Source organism: Enterobacter cloacae complex sp. P13B (assembly GCF_014895915.1).
GTDB classification, from domain to species: domain Bacteria; phylum Pseudomonadota; class Gammaproteobacteria; order Enterobacterales; family Enterobacteriaceae; genus Enterobacter; species Enterobacter bugandensis.
Map to the genome: position 1 here is coordinate 19,941 of NZ_JADBQN010000027.1, position 23,434 is coordinate 43,374.

20 protein-coding genes are annotated in these 23,434 nt (G+C 58.3%); 1 reads left to right on the forward strand and 19 read right to left on the reverse strand.

The window, feature by feature from the left end; all coding sequences use genetic code 11:
• Positions 1-3 precede the first annotated feature (3 nt).
• From IM273_RS12755 to IM273_RS12825, 15 genes are all read right to left on the reverse strand, one after another.
• Positions 4-1,587: an MFS transporter gene (locus IM273_RS12755; protein ID WP_193051467.1), complete on the reverse strand. Its 1,584-nt coding sequence runs from the start codon at positions 1,585-1,587 to the stop codon at positions 4-6.
• 263 nt (positions 1,588-1,850) lie between these two features.
• Positions 1,851-2,243, reverse strand: coding sequence for a flagellar protein FlhE (locus IM273_RS12760; protein WP_028013640.1), 393 nt, complete (start codon positions 2,241-2,243; stop codon positions 1,851-1,853).
• Positions 2,240-4,318 (reverse strand): flagellar biosynthesis protein FlhA, encoded by a 2,079-nt coding sequence (gene flhA / locus IM273_RS12765; RefSeq protein WP_028013641.1) that lies wholly within the window; start codon positions 4,316-4,318, stop codon positions 2,240-2,242. The genes IM273_RS12760 and flhA overlap by 4 nt, the downstream gene beginning before the upstream one ends.
• Positions 4,311-5,459, reverse strand: coding sequence for a flagellar biosynthesis protein FlhB (gene flhB, locus IM273_RS12770; protein WP_028013642.1), 1,149 nt, complete (start codon positions 5,457-5,459; stop codon positions 4,311-4,313). Before flhB ends, flhA begins: the two co-directional genes overlap by 8 nt.
• A gap of 147 nt (positions 5,460-5,606) precedes the next feature.
• Positions 5,607-6,251, reverse strand: a complete 645-nt coding sequence (cheZ, locus tag IM273_RS12775) for a protein phosphatase CheZ (RefSeq protein ID WP_028013643.1) — start codon at positions 6,249-6,251, stop codon at positions 5,607-5,609.
• Positions 6,252-6,261: 10 nt separating this feature from the next.
• On the reverse strand, positions 6,262-6,651 hold the full coding sequence (gene cheY, locus IM273_RS12780) for a chemotaxis response regulator CheY (RefSeq protein WP_008500431.1): 390 nt from the start codon (positions 6,649-6,651) through the stop codon (positions 6,262-6,264).
• Between the two features lie 17 nt (positions 6,652-6,668).
• The gene (locus IM273_RS12785; RefSeq protein WP_014884341.1) at positions 6,669-7,718 is read right to left on the reverse strand and encodes a chemotaxis response regulator protein-glutamate methylesterase; all 1,050 of its coding nucleotides are present in this window, start codon (positions 7,716-7,718) and stop codon (positions 6,669-6,671) included.
• The gene (gene cheR / locus IM273_RS12790) at positions 7,715-8,581 is read right to left on the reverse strand and encodes a protein-glutamate O-methyltransferase CheR (protein WP_014884342.1); all 867 of its coding nucleotides are present in this window, start codon (positions 8,579-8,581) and stop codon (positions 7,715-7,717) included. Before cheR ends, IM273_RS12785 begins: the two co-directional genes overlap by 4 nt.
• 19 nt (positions 8,582-8,600) lie before the next feature.
• A complete protein-coding gene (gene tap / locus IM273_RS12795; protein WP_059358211.1) occupies positions 8,601-10,202 on the reverse strand; it encodes a methyl-accepting chemotaxis protein IV in 1,602 nt (533 codons plus the stop codon).
• 44 nt (positions 10,203-10,246) lie between these two features.
• A complete protein-coding gene (tar, locus tag IM273_RS12800) occupies positions 10,247-11,914 on the reverse strand; it encodes a methyl-accepting chemotaxis protein II (protein ID WP_193051465.1) in 1,668 nt (555 codons plus the stop codon).
• Between the two features lie 85 nt (positions 11,915-11,999).
• Positions 12,000-12,962, reverse strand: coding sequence for a spore coat U domain-containing protein (locus tag IM273_RS12805; RefSeq protein WP_028013646.1), 963 nt, complete (start codon positions 12,960-12,962; stop codon positions 12,000-12,002).
• Complete coding sequence (locus IM273_RS12810) at positions 12,959-15,343, reverse strand: fimbria/pilus outer membrane usher protein (protein WP_045260326.1); 2,385 nt, start codon at positions 15,341-15,343, stop codon at positions 12,959-12,961. The genes IM273_RS12805 and IM273_RS12810 overlap by 4 nt, the downstream gene beginning before the upstream one ends.
• The gene (locus IM273_RS12815; RefSeq protein ID WP_045260435.1) at positions 15,319-16,080 is read right to left on the reverse strand and encodes a molecular chaperone; all 762 of its coding nucleotides are present in this window, start codon (positions 16,078-16,080) and stop codon (positions 15,319-15,321) included. The genes IM273_RS12810 and IM273_RS12815 overlap by 25 nt, the downstream gene beginning before the upstream one ends.
• Positions 16,081-16,097: 17 nt before the next feature.
• Complete coding sequence (locus IM273_RS12820) at positions 16,098-16,646, reverse strand: spore coat U domain-containing protein (protein WP_028013649.1); 549 nt, start codon at positions 16,644-16,646, stop codon at positions 16,098-16,100.
• An 8-nt stretch (positions 16,647-16,654) separates the two neighbouring features.
• Entirely contained in the window at positions 16,655-17,227 is a 573-nt protein-coding gene (locus tag IM273_RS12825) for a spore coat protein U domain-containing protein (protein WP_028013650.1), read from the reverse strand.
• A 431-nt stretch (positions 17,228-17,658) separates the two neighbouring features.
• On the opposite strand from IM273_RS12825, the gene IM273_RS12830 reads away from it, so the two are divergent.
• On the forward strand, positions 17,659-18,918 hold the full coding sequence (locus tag IM273_RS12830) for a dicarboxylate/amino acid:cation symporter (RefSeq protein ID WP_028013651.1): 1,260 nt from the start codon (positions 17,659-17,661) through the stop codon (positions 18,916-18,918).
• Positions 18,919-19,024: 106 nt separating this feature from the next.
• Here IM273_RS12830 and cheW read toward each other — a convergent pair whose 3' ends face one another.
• The 4 genes from cheW to motA are packed head-to-tail and all read right to left on the reverse strand — an operon-like array spanning position 19,025 to position 23,402.
• Positions 19,025-19,528: a chemotaxis protein CheW gene (cheW, locus tag IM273_RS12835; RefSeq protein ID WP_014884351.1), complete on the reverse strand. Its 504-nt coding sequence runs from the start codon at positions 19,526-19,528 to the stop codon at positions 19,025-19,027.
• 19 nt (positions 19,529-19,547) lie between these two features.
• A complete protein-coding gene (gene cheA / locus IM273_RS12840; protein ID WP_028013652.1) occupies positions 19,548-21,584 on the reverse strand; it encodes a chemotaxis protein CheA in 2,037 nt (678 codons plus the stop codon).
• Between the two features lie 4 nt (positions 21,585-21,588).
• Complete coding sequence (gene motB, locus IM273_RS12845) at positions 21,589-22,518, reverse strand: flagellar motor protein MotB (protein ID WP_028013653.1); 930 nt, start codon at positions 22,516-22,518, stop codon at positions 21,589-21,591.
• Complete coding sequence (gene motA / locus IM273_RS12850) at positions 22,515-23,402, reverse strand: flagellar motor stator protein MotA (RefSeq protein ID WP_008500417.1); 888 nt, start codon at positions 23,400-23,402, stop codon at positions 22,515-22,517. The genes motB and motA overlap by 4 nt, the downstream gene beginning before the upstream one ends.
• Positions 23,403-23,434: the final 32 nt, after the last annotated feature.

The window sequence follows — 23,434 nt, forward strand, 5'->3', positions numbered from 1 at the left end:
ATCTTAACCTCTGTTGTATGTCGAATTGAGTACCGCGCGATCCTTCAGCGAAGATGCCGCTGGCTTATTGCGATTCAGATAACCGATGTTGTTATTGCCCCAAAGTGACTCATAAGGCATACCGGCCAGCATCTCGACGGTGGCGCGGGCGTGTGGCGTCGCTGACTCCGGCATCGCATGACCACACTCACGCATTTTCGCGGTCTCCTCACGCAGCGTGCTGTGGGTCTGCAAATTAAGCCTGAAGCGCAGGGAAACGAGGAAACCGCAGAACAGCACCAGGATGGTGCCCACGCTCAGGATCAGCAGAATGGTGTGGCTCACTTCCGCAGGCTGTACCTTCTGACCGCTGACAAAGCCGGACATTTGCATCACGATGCCTACCAGCATCACCGCACCGGCCTGTGACGCCTTACGGGTCAGGGTCATGATGCCGGCGAAAATCCCTTCCCGGCGCTGGCCGGTGATCGCTTCATCCACGTCAGCAATGTAGGTATAGGTATTCCATGGCACGTAGTTAATACCGCCGCGACCCAGCCCAGCCACCGCAGAGATCAGCAACAGCAGAGCGTAGACGTCGCTCAGACCGGCGTAATAGAGCATGGCGTAAGAGAGAGACGCCAGGCCAAACAGCACCACCACCATGCGGTAGGACGGCGCAGGTCCGAAGCGAATACACAGCGGGATCATCCCGATCACGGCGAGGAACTGGAAGATAGCCATCGTGCCCAGCAGGTTGGACGCTATTGACGCTTCCTGCATCAGCACAAACACCACGTAATAGGTGAAGACTGCGTTAAATACGTCCTGCGCGATGTAGCCGCCGAGGTACATGCCGAGATGCTGGCGGAAAATCTTGATGCGCAGCGTAGAGCTTAATTCGACAAACAGACGATTGATGCTTTGCCCCAGCGTCAGTTTCTTCTTCTCTTCTTCGGCACGCAGCGCCGCTTCAGACCACTCCTCACGCGGGCGCTCCCAGGTAAAGAACCAGACAAAGGTCAGCATCAGGGCGCACAGCACGGAGAAAACCAGGCTTGCGTAAAAGAATGAGACGGCGTTGTCTTTACCGAAGTGGGTGAGCAGGATCCCCGGCAGGAAGGAGGCCAGAATCGCTGACATCTGCGCCATAGAAATACGCGCCCCGGAGAACTTGGTTTTCTGTTTGAAGTCGTCGGTCATTTCCGGCACCAGCGTCTCGTAAGGCACCAGAATCATGGTGTAGACAATATCAAACACCAGATAGGTCAGCAGGTAGTACCAGAAATTCATGTCCCCTACCCACATCAACGAGTAGCTGAACACGCACGGAATGCCTAGCAGGATAAAGAACTTACGGCGACCAAAGCGCTTTCCAGCCCAGGTCGTACCGAAGTTATCCGTCAAAAAGCCCATTAACGGGCTGACAACAGCATCCAGCACCCTCGCAGCGGCAAAGATGAAGGTTGCTTCAATCGGTGTGAGTCCACAGAATGTGGTATAAAAATACAAAAGCCAGGCCGCCGTCAGGGCGGTCGTACCAGCCCCGAGAAAATCGCCTGCCCCGTAAGCAAGATAATTTGCGAGTCCAATTTTACGTGTTTTCATTGCCGTCAACCCTAAGCAAATTTGGGAGACTCCCTGCAAGTAAGGCTCATCGGGGAGTTTTAACACGGCTACAGTAAATGCAACGACGTCCTGATACCTTTCTGTTTCTGCCATCACGGGCAGGGTAAATGGCAAAAATGCAAAGAGTCGCGTCACGCGTGTCACTAATTTATAAAACAGCGTTTCTGTTGCATCAAAAGGTGAGGTCAATTTTGCGAGACAGCCATCAGAATTGACTGATGGCTGGTGACAAAGGCAGGCAGCTAGCGGTAGTTGACGATGACAGAATTGCTCTGCACCTTCAGCGCCGGGATCAAACGTCCTCCGCCCGGCACTTCCCAGATAAAACGTAAAGGTTCAATGGCCGGCACGCCGTTGAACGCCTGCGTTGTGCCATTTTCGCCGTCGATTTCCGTGCAGCGGGTCTGTGAGCAGAGGCGCACCCGCAGTCCGGCTGGCGTTGGGCCAATCAGCCTGTAGTTCCACACCACCATTCCCATCTGACCAGAAACCGTTTCAGAGGGCGACAGCGGATTAGAAGACATGGCGACACCCCGGTTGCTGAGGGTCACGCCCATGCTGCTTGCCTGCCAGGTCCCTTCCCCGGCAGCCTGAGCCGCCAGCGGGAAGAGCAAAATCCATAGCCATTTCATTATTTTCCTCCAATCGTTGCCGTCATGCGGATATGGCGGTTATCCGACAGCTCCAGATTCGACAGCACAACAAGCTGATTCAGGCTGCGGCGCAGGAAGCGCGACAGCAGCGGACGCAGCGCGTGGTTGACCAGCAGCACCGGCGGCGCGCCCAGCATCTCCTGACGCGCCAACGCCTCCTGAGTTTGCTCCAGCAGGCGATCCGCCAGGCCAGGCTCGAGGCCGCCGCCGCCCTGCAGGGCCTGCAGCAGCAGGCGTTCAAGCGGCGTATCGAGGCCAATCACCTGGACTTCGCCGGTCCCCGGGAACCACTGCTGGGTGATCGCACGCCCCAGCGCCACGCGCACCACCGCCGTCAGCTCGTGCGGATCGCTCTGCAGCGGCGCATGCTCGGCAAGGGTTTCCAGAATGGTACGCATATCGCGGATCGGCACTTTTTCCTCAAGCAGGTTTTGCAGCACCTTGTGCAGCGTAGTTAACGTCAGCACGCCCGGCACCAGGTCTTCCGTCAGCTTCGGCATCTCTTGCGTCACGCGATCGAGAAGCTGCTGCGCTTCCTGACGGCCAAACAGCTCTGCCGAGAATTGCCCAATCAGATGATTAAGGTGGGTTGCCACCACGGTACTGGCTTCGACAACCGTATAACCCTGAATTTGCGCCTGCTCTTTCAGCGCGCTTTCAATCCAGATTGCCGCCAGGCCAAAGGCCGGATCGACGGTCTGCTCGCCCGGCAGCGTGCCTGCTGCAGTGCCAGGGTTAATCGCCAGCCAGCGTCCCGGGTAAGCATCGCCGCTGCCAATTTCAACACCCTTCATCAGAATACGATAGCGCGCAGGCGGCAGGTCCATATTGTCCTTGATATGCACCACCGGCGGCAGGAAGCCCATGTCCTGGGCGAATTTTTTACGGATGCTGCGGATGCGGCCGAGCAGCTCGCCATCCTGCTGGAAATCCACCATCGGGATCAGGCGATACCCCACTTCCATTCCCAGGGAATCTTCCAGTTGAACGTCGTTCCAGGTCGCTTCTACGGCCTGGGTGTTCTCCGGCATTTTCACCGGAACCGGATCCGCAGCCGGCCTGGTCTCACGACCACGCATCCACCAGGCCAGCCCCAGCAGCCCCGCCGTAAACAGCAGGAACACGAGGTTTGGCATCCCCGGCACCAGGCCGAGCAGCCCGAGCACCGCAGCCGCCAGCAGCATCACGCGCGGGTTACTGAAGAGCTGGCCCACCATCTGCTCGCCAACGTCCTGATCGGTACTGACGCGGGTCACGATAACGCCCGCCGCAGTGGAGATAACCAGCGCCGGGATCTGTGCGACCAGACCGTCACCAATGGTCAGCAGCGTATAGCTTTCCGCCGCGTGGCCCATGTCCATCCCGTGCTGCAGTACCCCCACCAGCAGGCCGCCGACCACGTTAATCACCATGATCAGGATGCCCGCGATGGCATCCCCGCGCACAAACTTACTTGCACCGTCCATGGAGCCGTAGAAGTCCGCTTCCTGGGTCACTTCCGCGCGGCGCTTTTTCGCTTCATCTTCGGCGATAAGCCCGGCGTTCAGATCGGCGTCGATCGCCATCTGCTTGCCCGGCATCCCGTCCAGCACAAAACGCGCGCCCACTTCCGCGATACGCCCGGCACCCTTGGTGATAACCATAAAGTTAATGATAACGAGGATGACGAACACCACGATCCCGATAGCGAAGTTCCCGCCCACCAGGAAGTGGCCGAAGGCCTCGACCACCTTACCCGCCGCTGCCGCGCCGGTGTGGCCCTCCATCAGGATGATACGCGTGGAGGCCACGTTCAGCGCCAGTCGCAGCAAGGTGGTAAACAGCAGAATGGTCGGGAACGCGGCGAACTCCAGCGTGCGCTGGGTGAACATCGCCACCAGCAGCACCATAATGGACAGCGCAATATTGAAGGTGAAAAGCAGATCGAGGATGAACGCCGGGAGCGGCAGTACCATCATCGACAGAATTAACAGGATGAGGATCGGCCCGGCAAGGATCTGCCATTGGGTCGATTTCAGGTTGCCGGGCAGGCGCAACATTGCCACCAGATTAGCCATCAGTGTCCTTCTCGTTCATAAAATCCAGCGCGGCAGGCACCGGAAGGTTCTCAGGTTTGACAGGCCGTTGACCGCCGGCCAGACGCCAGCGCTTCAACTGCCATACCCAGGCCAGCACTTCCGCCACCGCGGCGTAGAGCTGTCCAGGGATCTGTTGTCCGATATCCGCGTGGCGGTAAAGGGCTCGCGCCAGCGGAGGCGCTTCCAGGATCGGCACGCGGTTTTCGGTACCAATTTCCCTGATACGCAATGCAATCAGCCCCGCCCCTTTTGCCACCACTTTCGGCGCGCTCATTTTGTTTTCGTCATAGCGCAGCGCCACGGAATAGTGCGTCGGGTTGGTAACGATGACGTCGGCTTTCGGCACGTCTTCCATCATTCGGCGACGAGCGGCGGCACGCTGCATCTGCCGGATGCGCCCCTTCACGTGCGGGTCACCTTCCATCTGCTTGTATTCGTCGCGAATGTCCTGACGTGACATTCGCAGTTTCTTGAAGTGGGAATAGAGCTGGAAGATAACGTCAAAACCCACCATCGGAATAATGCTGAGCACCACCAGCAGCGCGCAAAGCCCGACCAGGTTCAGCGCATTGCTCATCGCGGTAAGGGGCGACTCGCTGATAAGGCGCATCATTTCGGGCCAGTGGTACCAGAGGAAAAACCCTGCGGAACTGCCCATCAGCACCGATTTGAGAATAGCCTTGAGCAGCTCGGCCCCGGTCTGCGCCGAGAACATTTTCGCAATGCCCTGCAGCGGGTTCAGTTTTGAAAATTTAGGTTGCAGCGATTTTCCGCTAAAGACCAGCCCGCCCAGCATCACCGGGGAGACCAGCGCCACCAGCACCACGCCGGTAATCAGGGGCAGTAGCGCAACCATGGCCCCTTTTATCAGCTGAATAATCTGGCTGAGGATCAGATTCGGGTCGTTGACCATGCTGTGGTCAAAACGTAAGCCGGTAGAGAGCATCCCCGCCAGCTTGCGGGCGAGCGACTCCCCGCCCCACCAGATAATGCACACGCCTACGATAAGGATCAGCAGGGAGGTCAATTCTCGGGATCGGGGGATCTGCCCTTCCTCACGCGCCTTTTCTAGTCGGTGGGGTGTGGGGGCTTCCGTTTTGTCGTCGTTCTCTTCTGCCACAGTGCATGCTCAGCCCATTACGTCACGGGTATCATGCCAGCGCAGCGGAAATCCAATTGCGGGAAAAGCCCGTTTATTCGGGCTCTTTTCGGTGATTTTGTCGTAAACCGCCTCAGGCGGCGTAACCCCCTGAGGCGAAATGGACAATCAGAAGCCGAGGCTGTCCAGCAGGTCGTCCACCTGATCCTGGCTTGCCACCACGCCCGCCTTGCTGGCGTCGAGCTGCGGGCCATTGAGCAGGCTTTCGTTCTCGCGTTTTGGACGGGCAGCCGGTTCCGGGATGTTCTCCAGCAGCACCATCAGCAGCTGGCGCTCAATCTCCTGAATCACATCCATCATGCGCTTGATGACCTGACCGGTCAGATCCTGGAAATCCTGCGCCATCATAATGTCCAGCAGCTGGGCGTTGGTGAAGCTGGTGTGGCCCGGCACATCCCCAAGGAACTGACGGGTGTCGGTCACCAGTTCGCGGGCATCCGCCAGCTCGATGGGATTCTCAAACCACTCATCCCAGCGTTGGGTCAGGGCTTTCGCGCCCTTTTCCATCGCATCCTGGTGCGGCTGTGAGGCTTCAACGCTGTTCAGCGCGCGTTCAGCTGCCTGAGCGGTCATCTGCACAACGTAGTCCAGACGGTCGCGGGCGTCCGGGATCGCTTCCGCCGCTTCGGCAATGGCCTGATCCAGCCCCAGTTCACGCAGGCTGTCACGCAGCATGCGCGTCAGGCTGCCGATGCGGACGATGATGTCGCTCGGCGAGTGTTCTTCAACGGGTTTCATTGCAGGTTGCATCATCACCAACACCTCACATGCCGAGTTTCTCGAAGATCTTACCGAGCTTCTCTTCCAGGGTCGCTGCGGTGAATGGCTTCACCACGTAGCCGCTTGCGCCCGCCTGTGCAGCGGCAATGATGTTCTCTTTTTTCGCTTCTGCAGTGACCATCAGCACCGGCATAGACGCCATGCCCGCGTCTGCACGAATGGTTTTCAGTAGCTCCAGACCGTCCATATTCGGCATGTTCCAGTCGGAGATGACAAAACCAAACCCGCCAGCCTGCAGTTTGTTCAGCGCATCCACGCCGTCTTCTGCTTCTTCAACGTTGTTGAAGCCCAGCTCTTTCAGCAGGTTGCGCACAATGCGACGCATGGTGGAAAAGTCATCCACAACCAAAAACTTAAGCTCTTTATCCGCCATAAAATAATACTCCTGAGTCAAATACGTATTGCCTGTCCGGCACTGATTTTCGCCAGCATCTGCTGGCTTACTTGGCTAAGATCGACCACTTCGCTCACGCCACCCATATTGATGGCCTCGCGCGGCATGCCGAACACCACACAACTTGCTTCATTCTGCGCAATCGTCCAGGCGCCAGCCTGGTGCATTGCAAGCATTCCGGCGGCACCGTCGTTGCCCATCCCCGTCAGGATCACCCCAACGGCGTTGCGCCCCGCATGTTTCGCCACCGAATGAAACAGCACATCCACCGACGGACGGTGCCGGTTAACCGGCGGTCCGTCATGAATTTTGATTTGATAGTTAGCGCCGCTGCGCGCCAGTTCCATATGCTTGTCCCCCGGCGCGATATACGCATGTCCCGGCAGCACGCGCTCGCCGTCTTCCGCCTCTTTCACGCTGATCTGGCACAGCTTGTTCAGACGTTCGGCGAAGGAGCGGGTAAAGCCAGGCGGCATATGCTGCGTGATCAGAATACCCGGACTTGAAAGCGGCAATGGCTGGAGTACATGGCGAATTGCCTCTGTTCCTCCGGTTGACGCCCCAATAACCAGCAGTTTTTCCGAGCTGAGTAACGGTCCGGCCTTCAGGGTTGCCGGCGCGGCCATCGGCTTGTGGGCCGCGAGCTTCGCGCGCGAGGCGGTGCGAATTTTCTCGGCGATCATCTCGCTGTACGCCAGCATCCCCTCGCGAATGCCGAGCTGCGGTTTGGTGACAAAATCCACCGCCCCCAGCTCCAGCGCGCGCAGAGTGATTTCCGATCCTTTCCCGGTCAGGGAGGAGACCATCACCACCGGCATGGGACGCAGGCGCATCAATTTCTCAAGGAAATCTATGCCATCCATGCGCGGCATCTCGACATCCAGCGTTAGCACGTCGGGGTTATATTTTTTAATTAAATCCCGCGCTACCAGCGGATCCGGCGCAGTGGCCACCATCTCCATGTCGCTGTGGCTATTGATGATTTCAGTCATGATCTGACGCATCAGCGCTGAATCATCGACAGACAATACCCTGATTTTACTCATGCTTTTTCCTTACTCAGCGCGTATACCGTTTGCCCACGCAGGCTAAACTCACGCGCGAGGTTGCTGAAGTTTTCCGAGTGCCCGGCAAACAGTAAACCGTCAGGCTTGAGCAACGGAACAAACCGACGCAGAATGTCCTGTTGCGTCGTTTTATCAAAATAGATCATGACGTTACGGCAAAAAATGGCGTCGAAAGGCCCCGGCACGTTGTACTGCTTATCGAGCAGGTTAACGGGCGCGAATTCGACGCAGTTCGCCAGCTCTTGGCGTACGCGAACCAGGCCTTCATGCGGCCCCGTACCGCGCATGAAGTAACGCTGCAGCTGCTGCGGCGACAGCGTTTTCAGCTCGTCCTGGCGATACACGCCGTTGCGCGCTTTCTCCAGCACTTCGGTATCGATATCGCTGGCGTAGACCTTCCAGCGTCCCGGCGCCATGCCCAGCGTATCGGCAAGGGTGATCGCCAGCGAGTACGGCTCTTCACCCGTTGAGGCGGCCGCACTCCATACGCGATACTCCCCGGTGCGACGGCGCGCATGCTCGGCCAGAACCGGAAAGTGGTGGGCTTCACGGAAAAAGGCCGTCAGGTTGGTCGTGAGTGAGTTAATAAAAGCCTGCCACTCCGCGCTGTTCTGGTTCGCTTCGAGCATGCTCAGATAACGGCCAAAATCATCCAGCCCCAGCGTACGCAAGCGCCGCACCAGTCGGTTGTAGACCATGTCTCGCTTATGATCCGCAAGCACGATCCCCGCACGCTGGTAGATTAACTGACATATCCGACGAAAATGCGCGTCGGACAGCGCGAGGCGCTGTGTCATCTGCAACAATAATGACGTTTGCCCAGGGGGCATTGGTGATGTCATAGCGCCTTCTTAATTACATTCAGGATACAACTGGCACGGCCTGCGACCGCCCGACTTCTGTTACTGCTTCAACGTGCTCTTTCACATTAAATACCGCGACCAGCCCGGTGAGACGATCCGCCTGGCTGGCCAGCTGATCGGTTGCCGCTGCCGCTTCCTCAACTAACGAGGCATTCTGTTGCGTCACCTGATCCATCTGGCTGACGGCCTGAGCCACCTGCTCTATCCCGCGACGCTGTTCGTCCGACGCCGAGGCAATTTCGCCCATGATGTCGTTAACCCGCGTCACTGAGGTGACGATCTCGTGCATGGTATGCGCCGCCGTATCCACCAGGGCAGACCCCTGCTGGACGCGAGAGACCGACTCTTCAATGAGGGACTTAATCTCTTTCGCCGCGTTGGCGCTGCGGCTCGCCAGGTTTCGCACTTCACCTGCCACCACCGCAAACCCACGTCCCTGCTCGCCGGCGCGCGCCGCTTCCACGGCGGCGTTCAGCGCCAGGATGTTGGTCTGAAACGCAATACCGTCAATCACGCTGATGATGTCGCCGATCTTCTGCGAGCTGGCGGCAATCTCCTGCATGGTGCTGGCCACGTGAGAGGCCTGATCGCCCCCTCTCTTCGCCGTCAGCGCCGCCTGTTTTGACAGGTCAGACGCCTGGCGCGCGTTATCGGCGTTCTGGCTTACCGTCGCGGTCAGCTGTTCCATACTGGCCGCCGTCTGCGCCAGCGACGCCGCCTGCTGCTCGGTGCGGGACGAGAGATCGTTATTCCCCGCCGCAATCTCTGAGATCCCCGTATGCATGGCGTAACTGCCCTGACGCACGTCGGATACCGTTTCCCGCAGCGACCCCTGCATGGCCTTCAGGCTGGCAAAGATCGCCGAAATTTCGTTTTTGCCAAACACCGCCACCGGACGCGCCAGATCCCCCTTCGCAATACTGTCGAAGTGGCTGCTGATAATCGCCAGCGGCTGCACAATCATTCTGCGCGCCCAGAGCAGCGCCCCGCCGGTCAGCAGCCCCGCCAGAATCACAACGACGGCAAAGATAACGCCCGACATGTGATAGCTGGTGCGGCTTGCTTCACCGGCGCGCAGAACAGACTGATTGATATCCTGCTGCCATGCGTCAAAGCTGCCGTCAAACGCCGCCTGAGACGCCTGGACCGGAGCGGTCATGAAGTCCGAAAGCTGGTTGTTCTCAAGCCAGGTCGCCTGGTGGTCCAGATCTCTGTACCACTGCTCAAAGTTCTTTTTCATGGCCGCCTTCAGCGCTTTCTCTTTCTCGCCGTCAGCCGCCTGCGCCGTGAAGGCCTTAAACTGTGCGTCTGCCTGCTTCAGGCTGTCGCGCGCCGTTGCCATCAGCGCCTTAATGTCATCCGGCGGATAGCTGAGCGCGGTTAAGGTTCCTGCCTTGTTCAGCGCAGTGCTTGCCTGCAACAGCACGGCACGCGTTTGTGCCAGTGCGGAGCGCTGCTGATTACTCGCCTCAACGTCCTGCAAATTCTGATAGCCATCGCGAAACGCCCAAAAAGACAACCCGTTACTGCCAACCTGCAACACACCGCAAAGGATCAGAATCAAAAACAGTGTGGTCGAGATACGAATACGATTTAACATCCACGCTCCCATCAAGCGGCAAGCAGCCGCGGTTTAATTGTCAGTCAAAATGTTTCCCAGTTTTCATCTTGTCCGGTCGTTGCAGCACGCGTGCAGGTGACCGCCGTGTCGGCGGCTGGCGCGCGGTACGTAGCTTGCGCAGTGACCGTATTTCCAGCGAGTGAAGCGAGACGAAACGCCGAGACGGCCATCTTCAGACGGCTCGCCTGGTCTTCCAGCGCAGCGGCCGCCGCAGCGGACTCCTGCACCAGCGCGGCGTTTTGCTGTGTCACGCGGTCCATTTCCGATACCGCCAGGGCAACCTGGTCGATACCACGACTCTGCTCATCGGACGCAGAGGCGATTTCACCCATGATGTCCGTCACGCGGGTAACGGCATTCACGATGTCATTCATGGTCTCCCCGGCACTCTCCACCAGCACGGAGCCGGTATCCACGCGGGAGACGGAGTCTTCAATCAGCGACTTGATCTCTTTTGCCGCGTTGGCGCTGCGGCTGGCCAGGTTGCGCACTTCTCCGGCCACCACGGCAAACCCGCGTCCCTGTTCGCCCGCACGCGCCGCTTCCACGGCGGCGTTCAGCGCCAGAATGTTGGTCTGGAAGGCAATGCCGTCGATGACGCTGATGATGTCGGCGATTTTCTTCGAGCTGTCGGCGATTTCGTGCATGGTTTTCACCACGCCATCCACCACGCGACCGCCGCGCTGCGCGGTTTCGGAGGCGCTTTCCGCCAGCTGAGACGCCTGGCGGGCGTTATCGGCGTTCTGCTTCACGGTTGCGGTGAGCTGCTCCATGCTGGCGGCCGTCTCTTCCAGCGCCGACGCCTGCTGCTCGGTACGAGATGAGAGATCGTTATTCCCCATCGCGATTTCGCTGGTGCCGGTATAGATCGCCTCGGATCCGTTACGCACGTTGGCGACGGTCTCGATCAATGAACGCTGCATGTGGTCGACACTGTTGGCCAGCTCGGTGATCTCGTTACGTCCGGAAACGGTCAGCGTTTTGGTCAGATCGCCAGAGGCAATCTCGCGAATATGGGCAATCACGCGGCCGAGAGGGTTCAGCAGGATATGGCGAATGCCGTACCACACAGCGAACAGCACAATGACCAGCGCCAGGGCCAATACCGCCATCTGCCATTTCGCAAAGCGGTAGTCATTCTGGCTTTCAGTAAAGGCCGAGTGATACAGATCGCCGCTGGCCTTCGCGTATTCCCCCAGCGCCGCGCCGAGTGCGTTTTGCATACCCTGCGTCGGCTGTGCGAAGTAGGCATCCATGTTGCCGCTCTCCAGGAACTGAATCAGCTCCGTCAGCCCGGCATGGTAAGCGCTGTATTTTTCATCAATGTTCTGGCTCACCTGTGCCATAGCAGGCTGCGGTGCGATCTTCTTGAAGGCGTTGTAATGTTTAGCGGCGTCAGCGAGGGTCGCCCGGGCATTTTTCAGCAGATCGGTTTTCGCGCTGCTCTGCTGGTTGTTGGGATCCATCATCATGCGCGCGGACGAGCGGCTCAGGTTGATGCGCGTTTGCAGCATCAGATCCCACGTTGAGGTGAGCTCACTCTGCTGCAGGCGGAGATCGTTTGAGGCGGCGAAACTGTCCTGGTTCTGTTTTAAAGACGAGAAAAAAAGCCCGCCGGAGATAAGCTGAAGTAGTGCGAAAATGACCAGCACCATCATGAGCATTGTGACAACGCGGATACGGTTCAACATACAACACCTTCTCATAGATTTATTAACGGTGTTATCGGCACAGGCCACAGGAACTTTACATTTGCGAAAGGGAAAAGCGCGGGGGTTAAAATGCCACGTCGACAATCAGCGTATCGGTGTAGGTACCGGCGGGTGGCGTGGCCTGATTCGTCAGGACTTTGGCGGTGTAGTTATAGGTACGCAGCAGGCCGTCGGCGCTGACCAGCGAGGAAGTCGCGCTGGTCCAGCGTTCGCTGCCGCTGCTGCCCCAGCGGTTAGTCGTGGCTTCTTTATAGATGTCATAACTCAGGTAGTTACTGCCGCTCACCATCCGGCGCACGTTATTCAGCGCGTTGGCACCATTGTTAATCCCGATGGTATAGGTACTGCCTTTGGTACAGGTGACGGCAATCGCCTGCGAGACCGTGGGGAAATTTTGCACCAGCGGCGCACTGTTAAAGTTGACGTCCGGCGTGGTCATGGCGCTGCAGTCGTTGGTGACGTTCATGTTAAGCAGAATGCTGGTCGTTGCGGTTCCCGTTTGATTGATGGTGCAAATACCGAGCGCCCCCACGGAACAGACGCTGTAGTTAACGCTGAAGGTTAACTGCACCTGATACGGCCCGGCAGAGACGTTTTGTCCGGCGACGGTGCGGAAATAGAGCGGAATGTTGTACTGCTTTGACCCGAGCAATCCCAGCAAGGTATTTCCGCTCCAGGTATACGATTTACTTATCTGTACCTCACTGCTGCTCGCGCAACCCGAAAGTCCACACAGCCGGGTGGGGATCACGTCCGTGATGGCGGCATTATCGGTGCGTTTCAGGGTCGCACGACTGTTGGCCGATATCGTTGCTGCGGTGTAGTTCAGCGTCACCGAGTCGTTCGTCAGCAGGTTGAGTATCGCATCACACGCCACCACCAGCGTGCCGGTGGTCTCCACCTCCCCGGAGCCGCTCAGCGCAAACGACGTGACGCTGCCGAACGACGCATTGACCGTGCTGACGGTACAGGCCGCCCAGCTGCCGCCGGAGAGCAGCAGCAGGAGCAACATCACCCAGCGCTTCATGGCCCCTCCCGGCAGACCAGCGGGCCGTAGGTTTGCAGCCTGTGGTCCGGGTTCGCGCCGATGGTCAGCGTTGCCCTGCAGCGTTTGCCTGTCGGCGTCGTGACGTCGAGCAGATTGACGTCGCTGAGGTTTTCCAGCCAGGCAATCCCGTCATATCCCACCACCGCATTGCTGCGCGAGGCGCGTCGAACCTGGCTTCCCACCGGAATGGCCTCCCCCTGCGCGTCGTGCAGGATGACGCTCGCTACCCGCTCCTGTTCCATCGGGAAATCCACCAGATAACCGCTGTGGCGGCGGATCGCCACCCGCCGCTCGGTCTCTTTCAGCCGGGTGTCGGCAGGCAGGTTCAGGGTATTAATACTGTAGCTTGCCGGGTAATAGGCCGAGACGCCGCTCACCAGCAGATACCCGTTGCGGTTGGTTTTACCAACCGGCTGGTTTTCATAGCTGACGGGGACATCCGGCTGGCCATCGGTGCTGATGACCACAAACGCATCGTTGATTTTGTTTGCCGCAAACAGTTCGCCGTCCATCAGCACCAGGGAGCCCATCGCTTCGCTCCACCAGGTCATCATGCCCTTCTCGCCGTACCCGCCCCCCTGCAGCTCGATATTGTTATTGCGCCAGCCCACCGTTCCCTGCTGGTAGTTATTCGATCGCGACTGGTTCGCCCACGCCATATTCCAGCTGAAGCCGCCGTCGGAGGGCATCGAGTGGTTGTAGTTGATGCGCTGCGTGCTGCCTGCATCCGGGGTATTTTCCACGGTGAGCGCCGCGCTGTCGCGTTCGCCCAGCGGCACCTGGAATGACATCGCGACCGTCCAGTCGCCCCGCTGCTGGTCCCGGCTGGCGGCGAGGTAAATGCTGCTGGAGCCCCACAGATTTCGGCTCCAGGAGAGGTTAAGCAGCTCGGTTTTCTGGCTGTCAAAGCTCTCCACGCCGATCCAGGCCGCCCCGATGTTGCCGTATTCCCCCAGGTTGAAGGTCAGGGAATATTGATCGGTATTGCGGCTAAAGCTGGCGATGGGGCGGTCATTTTCGTCGTACACCGTCGGCTGGTCATACAGGGCCAGGTTACCAAAGCCGCGATCGCGGCGGGTATGCTGGGTGGCGAGGCTGAACTCGCTGGTGCTGTACTGGTAGCCCCAGTTGATTTGCCCGCCGTCATCTCCGCGCATCCGGCTCTGGCTGTACGAGGTATTCACCACGCCAAAACGCCCCAGCTTGACCACCGTCCCCGCACCGGCGAGCGCCAGTTCCTCCGCGCCTTCGGCGTGCCCCTCCAGCGTCAGCCAGTCCGTCAGGCCGTAGCGATACGATCCGCTCCCCGCCGCCGGGCCGTAGTCAAAATTCTTAATGCCGTAGTTGCGCCGCAGGCTCCCCAGGGTAACGGCCCCGTCGCTCAGCCCTTCTTTCAGCAGATCGCTGGTGACGTAAAACGGCAGCGTGGTACTCACCTGGCGCCCCAGCGCATCGGTGGTGACCAGCACCGCATCCCCGGCGCCGTTAATGTAGGGCAGGTTCGTCAGGGTGAACGGTCCGGGCTGCAGCTGCGTGGACCCGGAGCGGTAGCCGTTGATGAAGAGGTCGACCGAGGTCGGCACCGCCGCTTCACCTGAAAATTCCGGCAGCGGCCAGGTCACCAGGTCCGGACGCAGGGAGAAATCACGCCCATAGCTGATCCCGCCCATGCGGACGCTGCTGCTCCAGCTCAGGGCATCGCTAATGACATCCCCGGCGGTCCAGGTGGTGGCGTCCTCCTCGTTGGTCACCAGCAGGGTGGTGTCATAGCGGACATAGCCCTCCTGCTGACCGTCGTTGCCGGTGAAATTTTCGCGGGCGTAGCCGGTGGAGGAGAATGAACCGTTTTCATTGAAGTAGCGGAATTCATGCCAGAGCGAGGCCTGCCCGCCGACGTGCTCGGTATGGTTGGTATAAAAATCGTAATTGAGCAGCGCGCCTCTGCCATAGTGAGGCTTACTCTGCGTCGGCTGGCCGCCAAACGGGGTGACGCGGGAGGTTATCCACTCACGGGGCACGGTCAGCAGCAGACGCTGGGCGGGACTGTCGTACTCCACCCGCACCGCCGGAAGCGTGCTGAGATTGACGTCGCCGTTGGGCACATGTTCAGGCGGAAGCCCGGCGCGCAGCAAATCGGCGCTGGAGATATAGTAAGCGCCGTCGCGTTGCGTCACGGGAACCACCAGCCCGGTGTCGTAGTGGTTCAGTACCAGGGCGAGCTGGAAAACCGCCTCCCCGTTTATCGCCTGCGCTTGCGGCGGCGGCGGTAAGCTGTCATCACCCGGTTCGGCCCAGGTACTGGTACTCACGCAAAGCAGGATCATCATTGCGGGCTTCAGTTGACGGGCGTCGACTGCCATTGTGCATCCCTGGCATTAATCTGCGCGCTGATCTGGCTGGGCTGGCGGATCCCGGCCGGAATCGGCCAGCTGCGGGTGCTGCCCGGCAGCACATAGCCCAGCAGGCCATCCGCAATCATGCGCTTTTGTCCCCCCTGCTCCAGCGCCACCTGGCTGAGCCTGACGTGAACATCGCCCTGATTGCGCACTTCAATGGCAGGCTGGCCCGCCACCTGCGTGACGCGCCAGCTTAGGTTACGGGTATCCACGAGGGCATGATGCGCCCCCTCTTTTATTGTCGGGATCCCCTGTCCGTAAACGAACAGCGGTATGGAATAGCGCATCTGCAGTTTAAGGCCGATGGCGGGGTCGGCCTTCGCGTCCGGCTGGGGAATTTCATCCACGATAATGCGATAGGCTTGTTCAACGCCCATCGGAACCGTACCCTGTTTGATCAGGCGGATCAGCTGTTTACTGCCTTTGCCGATGGTGACGATGGGCGGGCTGGCGACCACGTCCTGCTGGGCGGTATAGCGCTCAAAGCCCCCCTCCTGCTTCCAGCGCACAATGCGCACCTGCATCGTTGTGGCACTGTTTCCCTGATTCTGGATCCACAATTCAGTCGCTTTGCTGTCGGCCGACAGCCACGGATCGATGGGCCATAACAGAATGGTCGCCGCCGCCTGCGCCTGTCCTGCCGCCATGGCGGTCACGCCCAACATACTCACCAGGTACCAATGCCTGAATAGTGGCTTCATCGAATGTTCTCCCTTTTTCACCATGACAAGGTCACGGTGAGCTGATCGGAATAGGTGCCTGCCGGGCTAAATCCCGTCAGCAGCGCTACGCCAAAAAGTGGTAGTGCAATATTGTTGCTGTTGGTGTAGGTCACCGGGATGGCCTGGTTGACCCCAATCTCACTGTTCGCCGCCAGTGAACTGCTGCTGTAAAGCCGGTAGCCCACCACGTCGGTGCCGCCTGAACGCGTCATGCGGCGCACCGAGGCGTAGTTTTGCCCGCCGTTGATGCTCATGCTCAGCGCCACGCCCGGCGTGCAGGCGATGGACAGCGCCCCGTTGGGCACAAAGCTGGTGCTGACCGGGGCACTCTCCACGCCGGTATGGGTCCCAAAATCCAGCGTCCCGAAGATCCCGCCGGTCCCCGTCGTGACAGAACATCCCGGCACGACGGTCGCGCTCACCTTAAACGACTGCGACGTCACCGCGCCGGCCCCGGAAACCAGGGTCAGCCCCAGCGCCAGCGCAAAAAAAGGCTGCACAATCCCCTCTGCGCAAGCGCGCAGACTTAAAAAGGAGGCCTTCATGGCTGGAGCTAGTAGGTGACGCTGACGTTGATCGTGTCGGTATAAGTGCCCGGCACCACCGTGACGCTGTTACCGCCGCCGGTGATGCGCCCGTAAAGGGTGTAGCTGTTGACCCCGCCCGCCGTCGACGCGACCGGCAGCGCCGCGTTGTTGGCGATGACGTTGTTAAATCCGCTGTCGCTGTACAGACTGTAAGCCACGCCCTGCGCCGCATTGGCGGTATTGATCAGATAGCGCGCAGGCGTGCCCGGCGTGCCGACCACGGTACCGGGTGCGGTGGAGTTAGTGTTGCCGGTGATCGCCACCGTATAGCTGGCGGTGGTGCACTGAATGGTGAACGTATTCCCGCCGCTGGCGCCGGTGAGCTGGGTGGTCAGCGTGGAAAACGTGGCGGGATGGGTACCAAAATCGAGTGTCCCGAAGTTAATACCGTTTTGCGTGGGCGATCCGTTAATCAGACACCCGTTTGTGAGGGTCAGCGTCGCACCGATGGTGCCGCTGCTGGTCACGGCCAGCGCAGGATGTACCGTTGTCGCCGCCAGTAACGCGCCAGCGCAGATTAAAAGGCGTTTTCTTTTCATTTTCCACCCTCCGGAAGTCAAACGCGTTCCCTTGCCACATTTTATTTATGCTGTTCAAGATGTTAGCCCCGCTTAAGGTTCCTCTGAGAGGGGTTAATGAGAATTTAGTTTACGGATATCGCTTCCACCACCCGCCCCAAAACGCATAATCCTTGTGTCCTATTGACTTAATATTCTTATAAATAACAATGAATTAAAATTATTTTGGCCGCATTTTTATTTTTTCAGAAGAGAATATATCCCTTATAGTGTGATCACCATCACAATATATCGTCATGCTACCAACAACAAAATCAATAAAACTTAAAAACTTGTTGTATCCCCCTACGCTTTGCGTCAATTTATGTGCCGAATATTTTCCCGCGCAGTAATAAAAAATTTATATGTATCGGCGCGGGCGACATCTGATAGCGCATAGAGGGTCTTTTTTCGTGGCAAGTGCAAACAAACTTACACTCTTCATCGTGATATTCATGCTGGCGGGTATTCTTTCAGGGGCGGCAATTCACGAGTACGCATCTGCGGATGCCATCAAAGCCTGGTCGGATAATATTACCCTTCTGACCGATATTTTCCTCCGTCTGATCAAAATGGTTATTGCGCCGCTGGTCTTCAGCACGCTGACCGTAGGCATTATGAAGCTGGGAGAAACCTCCACCATAGGCCGGGTGGGCGGAAAAGCGATGGTATGGTTCATCAGTTCATCCGTGCTTTCTATTCTGGTCGGACTGTTTATCGTCACGCTGGAGCGTCCGGGAAGCGGCCTGAACCTGACTATTCCAACCGAGGCGGTGGATACCGGTCTGGCCGTGGGCGGGATGACGCTGAAAGCGTTCCTGTCTCACACCATTCCCACCAGCATCGCGGGGGCGATGTCGAACAATGAGATCCTGCAGATTGTGGTGTTCTCGATGTTCTTCGGCATCGGCGGCGCGTCGCTGGGGCAGAAATTCAACGCGCCGCTGGTGGCCGCACTGGATGTGGTTTCCCATATCATGCTGAAGGTAACGGGTTACGTGATGTACGTTGCGCCACTGGCCATCTTCGCGGCGATCTCCTCCGTCATTGCCACGCAGGGTCTGGGCATCCTGTTGAACTACGCCTCCTTTATCGGCGGCTACTACGTTGCCATTCTTCTCACCTGCATGGTGCTGCTGGCCGTGGGTTACATGGTGCTGAAAAAAGAGGTGTTTCGCCTGGTCAGCATGCTGAAAGATCCGGTGCTGGTCGCATTCACCACCAGCAGTTCTGAAGCGGCCTACCCTAAAACACTGGAGCAGCTGGAGCGCTTTGGCTGCTCGCGCAATATCGCCTCTTTCGTTCTGCCGATTGGCTACTCCTTCAACCTCGTGGGGTCAATGGTGTACTGCTCGTTTGCCTCGATGTTTATTGCGCAGGCGTACAACATTCACCTGAGCTTCTCTGAGGTGACGGTGCTGATGTTAACCCTGATGCTGGCGTCAAAAGGCATTGCGGGCGTGCCGCGTTCTTCGCTGGTGGTGCTGGCCGCGACGATCCCAAGCTTTAACATTCCGGTGGCGGGGATCCTGCTGCTGATGGGGATCGACCACTTCCTGGATATGGGGCGTTCCGCGATTAACGTGCTGGGGAACGGGATTGCGACGGCGATGCTCTCGCAGAATGAAGGTGCGCGGGAAGCTGAAGCTGAACTGGTAAAGCAGGAAGCGTAATGGCATGAAAAAGGGTGAGGCCTGATGCCCTCACCCCAGCCCTCTCCCACAGGGAGAGGGAGCAAACACAAAAAAACGGCAACCTGGGTTGCCGTTTTGCATTTACCTACGCTACATGATTAGCCGCGATATCCAGCAGCGCCATCTCTTCGCTGTTCAGCAGCTTCTCGATGTTCACCAGAATCAGCATACGCTCGCCGAGCGCCCCCAGGCCGGTCAGGTATTCGGTCGACAGCGTGACCGCAAACTCCGGCGCAGGACGAATCTGGTCAGAGGTCAGGGAAAGCACGTCAGATACGCCATCCACCACGATACCCACCACGCGCTGTCCCAGGTTCAGGACGATCACCACGGTATTGTCGTTGTAGTCAACGTCGCCCTGGCTGAACTTCACGCGCAGATCCACGATTGGCACAATCACGCCGCGCAGGTTGGTGACGCCTTTAATAAACGCTGGCGTGTTAGCGATGCGGGTAACCTGGTCGTAACCACGAATTTCCTGCACTTTCAGGATATCGATGCCGTACTCCTCATCGCCCAAAGTGAATACCAGGAACTCCTGCCCTGATGGCTCGCCCGCCAGTTTCGTTACATTACTCATACCGGTCATGTTATTACCTTCTACTTAATCAGGCGGCTGTGTACGCCACACGTTGTTCACGATTTAATCCCTGAAGCGCCGACACGTCGACGATCAGCGCTACGCTACCATCCCCCAGAATGGTGGCAGCAGAAATACCCGGCACCTTGCGGTAGTTGCTTTCGAGGTTCTTCACCACCACCTGGTGCTGACCAATCAGCTGATCGACCAGCAGCGCGTAGCGACGGCCCGCGCTTTGCAGGATCACCACGATACCCTGCGTGGCCTCGGTCTTCGCCCCGTCCACTTCGAACACTTTCCACAGCTCGACCAGCGGCAGGTACTCACCGCGCACTTCGAGAACGCGCTCGCCGCCCGCCAGCGGATGCAGATCTTCTTCACGCGGCTGGAGGGATTCCATCACCGCGTTCAGCGGCAGAATGAAGACTTCGTCCGCGACTTTGACCGACATGCCGTCGAGGATCGCCAGCGTCAGCGGGAGCAGGATGCGGATGGTGGTGCCGGAGCCCTGTTTAGACTGGATCTCAACGTGGCCGCCCATCTCCTGAATGTTACGTTTCACCACGTCCATGCCAACGCCGCGTCCGGAAACGTCCGTCACCTGCTCGGCGGTCGAGAAGCCCGGCGCGAAGATCAGCATGCCCACTTCTTCGTCGGTCATGTTTTCATTCACCGCCATCCCCTGTGAAATGGCTTTCGCCAGGATGCGCTCGCGGTTAAGGCCCGCGCCGTCGTCGGTCACTTCGATGCAGATGTTCCCGCCCTGATGTTCCGCAGAGAGGATCAGATTCCCGACCGGAGATTTCCCGGCGGCAATGCGGTTTTCCGGCAGTTCAATACCATGGTCGAGGCTGTTACGCACCAGGTGCGTTAACGGGTCGATGATGCGCTCGATCAGGCTCTTATCCAGCTCCGTTGAGCTGCCCATCAGGGTCAGTTCAATCTGCTTATTCAGCTTGCTGGCAAGGTCGCGCACCAGGCGCGGGAAGCGGCTGAAGACATATTCCATCGGCATCATGCGGATGGACATCACCGATTCCTGCAGGTCGCGGGCATTACGCTGAAGCTGGCCCATGCTGGTGATCAGATCGCCGTGCGTGACCGGGTCCAGTTCGTTAGAACGCTGCGCCAGCATGGACTGGGTGATCACCAGTTCGCCAACCAGGTTAATCAGCTGGTCAACCTTCTCAACGGCAACGCGAATGCTGGTGGACTCACTGGAGCGCGCGGCTGGTTTTTCACCACGGCCAGGCGCCGCGGCCTCTTTTGGCACCGCCTTCAGCACCGGGGCCGCTGGGGCCACAGCCGGTGCGGCGGCCTGGGCAACGACAGCAACCTCTTCTTCTGCAGCCGGAGCTGCTACCGCAGCGGCTTCCGTTTCGAAGGCGATCTGGTCGGCTTCAATGACAAAGCACAGCACCGCCACGATATCGTCCTGACTGATACCGTCATCGAGGGTCGCTGCGAGGCTGTCTTTGCCTTTCACTACGTTACTTAATTTCGCCAGGTTACCCAGTTCTTCTTCCAGCAGGTTAACTTCGCTCTCTTTTAGGCGTGACAGCACAACGCGCAGCTTGCCCGCTTGCGCGGCGGCTGGCGCGGCCTCTTCAGCAGCAACCGCATCGACAACGCTCAGCTTTGCCGCAGGGACAACGGCTGCAGCGACCTCACCTTTTGCTTCCAGGGCGAGCTGGCGCAGCGCATTGCAGATGTATTCAAAGCTGGCGGCATCAGGCTCTGCCGAACTTTTATAGGCGTCGAGCTGTTCCTGCATAATATCTTTGGTTTCCAAAAACAGGTTGATAATGTCGGTATTGAGCTGCATCTCACCGCGTCGTGCTTCATCAAGCAGGTTTTCCATTAAATGGGTCGTTTCCTGCAGGATGGTAAATCCAAACGTTCCGGCTCCGCCTTTAATAGAATGCGCCGCGCGGAAGATGGCATTGAGCTGCTCGGAGTCCGGTGCTTCGGGCACCAGATCAAGCAAATGTTGCTCCATATCCGCCAACAGTTCGTCGGCTTCATCAAAGAATGTCTGGTAAAAATCGCTAATATCCATGCTCACGCTATCACCTCGGATTGGCTGGTGGCGATGTTGGAACGGCAGCCGCAGGGACGGCCCCAGGCTGTTTTAAATCGTCCAGTGACTCATTCTGACTTTCGGCGTTTTCGTGCAGGATGGCCTGCTCCGCCTGCTGGTTCAGCACTAAAAGACTGATACGACGGTTGATGGCGTCATCCGGCCCGCGGTCGGAGACCCGCATGGTTGCTGCCATGCCGACTACGCGCAGTACCTTGCCATCATCAAGCCCACCTGCCACCAGCTCGCGACGCGAGGCGTTGGCACGATCGGCAGAAAGCTCCCAGTTGCTGTATCCCTTCTCCCCACTGGCGTACGGGAAGTCATCCGTGTGGCCCGACAGGCTGATTCGGTTAGGAATGCCGTTCAGCACCGGCGCAATGGCGCGTAAAATATCGCGCATGTACGGCTCAACTTCCGCACTCCCGGTTTTAAACATCGGGCGGTTCTGGCTGTCGATAATCTGAATACGCAGCCCTTCCTGGACCAGATCGATTTTCAGGTGCGGCCGCAGCGCGCGCAGTTTAGGATCCGCTTCAATCAGCTGGTCGAGATCGCCACGCAGTTTTTTCAGACGCGCCTGCTCCATCTTGCGTTTCAGCTCGTCGATGTTCGGCTCTTTTTTCACCTCACCCTTCTGCTGGGTGTAATCATCGCCGCCGCCAGGGATCGGGCTTTCGCTGTTAGAGATACGCGGCCCACCGGTCACCGCCGTCGCCAGCGGGGTACGGAAATATTCGGCAATCTGGATAAGCTCCTTCGGGCTGGAGATGGAGATCAGCCACATCACCAGAAAGAACGCCATCATTGCGGTCATAAAGTCGGCGTACGCGATTTTCCAGGAGCCGTGGGAACCGTGCCCGCCGCCCTTGTGCTTGCGTTTTTTGACAATGACGATCGGATGGGACTGGTTTTTCATGCGTCCTCAGTTGTCGTCTGTTGGTTTGGGTTTTTCACCGCGCGCACGTGTTCTTCAAGCTCGATAAACGACGGACGCTCGCTGGAGTAAAGCGTTTTACGGCCAAATTCAACCGCGATCGGTGGCGCGTAACCGTTGAGGTTAGAGAGCAGCGTGATCTTCACGCACTGCATCATTTTGGTCGTTTCCGCGCTTTTCTGGCGCAGCACGCTTGCCAGCGGAGAGATAAAACCATAAGCCAGCAAAATACCGAGGAAGGTGCCCACCATCGCATGGGCAATCAGCGCGCCCAGTTCAGCCGCCGGGCGGTCCGCCGAGGCCAGGGCGTGTACCACCCCCATGACCGCCGCCACGATACCAAACGCCGGAAGGGAGTCGCCCACCAGCGCCAGGCTGTTGGCCGGCACTTCAGATTCGCTTTCGTGGGTTTCGATCTCTTCGTCCATCAGCGCTTCGATTTCGAAGGTATTCATATTGCCGCTGATGATGAGACGCAGGTAATCGACGATGAAATCCAGCATCATGGCGTCCGCCAGAATGCGCGGATAGCTGGCAAAAATTTCGCTCTCTTTCGGGTTTTCGATATCCCGTTCAAGCGAGAACATCCCCTGCTGACGCGACTTCGCCATCAGGCGATAGAGCAGCGCCAGCAGATCCATATACATGCTTTTGGTGTATTTCGAGCGACGGAACAGCAATGGAATTGCCTTCAACGTGCCCTTGATCGATTTACCGTTGTTGCCAACGATAAAAGCCCCTACCCCTGCGCCGCCGATGATAATAAGTTCAGCCGGTTGATAGAGTGCTCCAAGGTGCCCGCCGGTCATCATGTAACCGCCGAAAACTGTACCGAGAACTACCAGGTAACCTAATAAGATAAGCACGACATCATCCTTCCGCTAGTGACTATGGCAAG

Coding starts and splice junctions, on each gene's coding strand:
- tap (WP_059358211.1), bottom strand. CDS start 10,202: ATGTTAAATCGTATTCGTATCTCGACCACACTGTTTTTGATTCTGATC.
- IM273_RS12820 (WP_028013649.1), bottom strand. CDS start 16,646: ATGAAGGCCTCCTTTTTAAGTCTGCGCGCTTGCGCAGAGGGGATTGTG.
- IM273_RS12755 (WP_193051467.1), bottom strand. CDS start 1,587: ATGAAAACACGTAAAATTGGACTCGCAAATTATCTTGCTTACGGGGCA.
- IM273_RS12785 (WP_014884341.1), bottom strand. CDS start 7,718: ATGAGTAAAATCAGGGTATTGTCTGTCGATGATTCAGCGCTGATGCGT.
- tar (WP_193051465.1), bottom strand. CDS start 11,914: ATGTTGAACCGTATCCGCGTTGTCACAATGCTCATGATGGTGCTGGTC.
- flhA (WP_028013641.1), bottom strand. CDS start 4,318: ATGGCTAATCTGGTGGCAATGTTGCGCCTGCCCGGCAACCTGAAATCG.
- cheY (WP_008500431.1), bottom strand. CDS start 6,651: ATGGCGGATAAAGAGCTTAAGTTTTTGGTTGTGGATGACTTTTCCACC.
- motB (WP_028013653.1), bottom strand. CDS start 22,518: ATGAAAAACCAGTCCCATCCGATCGTCATTGTCAAAAAACGCAAGCAC.
- IM273_RS12805 (WP_028013646.1), bottom strand. CDS start 12,962: ATGAAGCGCTGGGTGATGTTGCTCCTGCTGCTGCTCTCCGGCGGCAGC.
- cheW (WP_014884351.1), bottom strand. CDS start 19,528: ATGACCGGTATGAGTAATGTAACGAAACTGGCGGGCGAGCCATCAGGG.
- IM273_RS12825 (WP_028013650.1), bottom strand. CDS start 17,227: ATGAAAAGAAAACGCCTTTTAATCTGCGCTGGCGCGTTACTGGCGGCG.
- IM273_RS12815 (WP_045260435.1), bottom strand. CDS start 16,080: ATGAAGCCACTATTCAGGCATTGGTACCTGGTGAGTATGTTGGGCGTG.
- cheZ (WP_028013643.1), bottom strand. CDS start 6,251: ATGATGCAACCTGCAATGAAACCCGTTGAAGAACACTCGCCGAGCGAC.
- IM273_RS12810 (WP_045260326.1), bottom strand. CDS start 15,343: ATGGCAGTCGACGCCCGTCAACTGAAGCCCGCAATGATGATCCTGCTT.
- cheR (WP_014884342.1), bottom strand. CDS start 8,581: ATGACATCACCAATGCCCCCTGGGCAAACGTCATTATTGTTGCAGATG.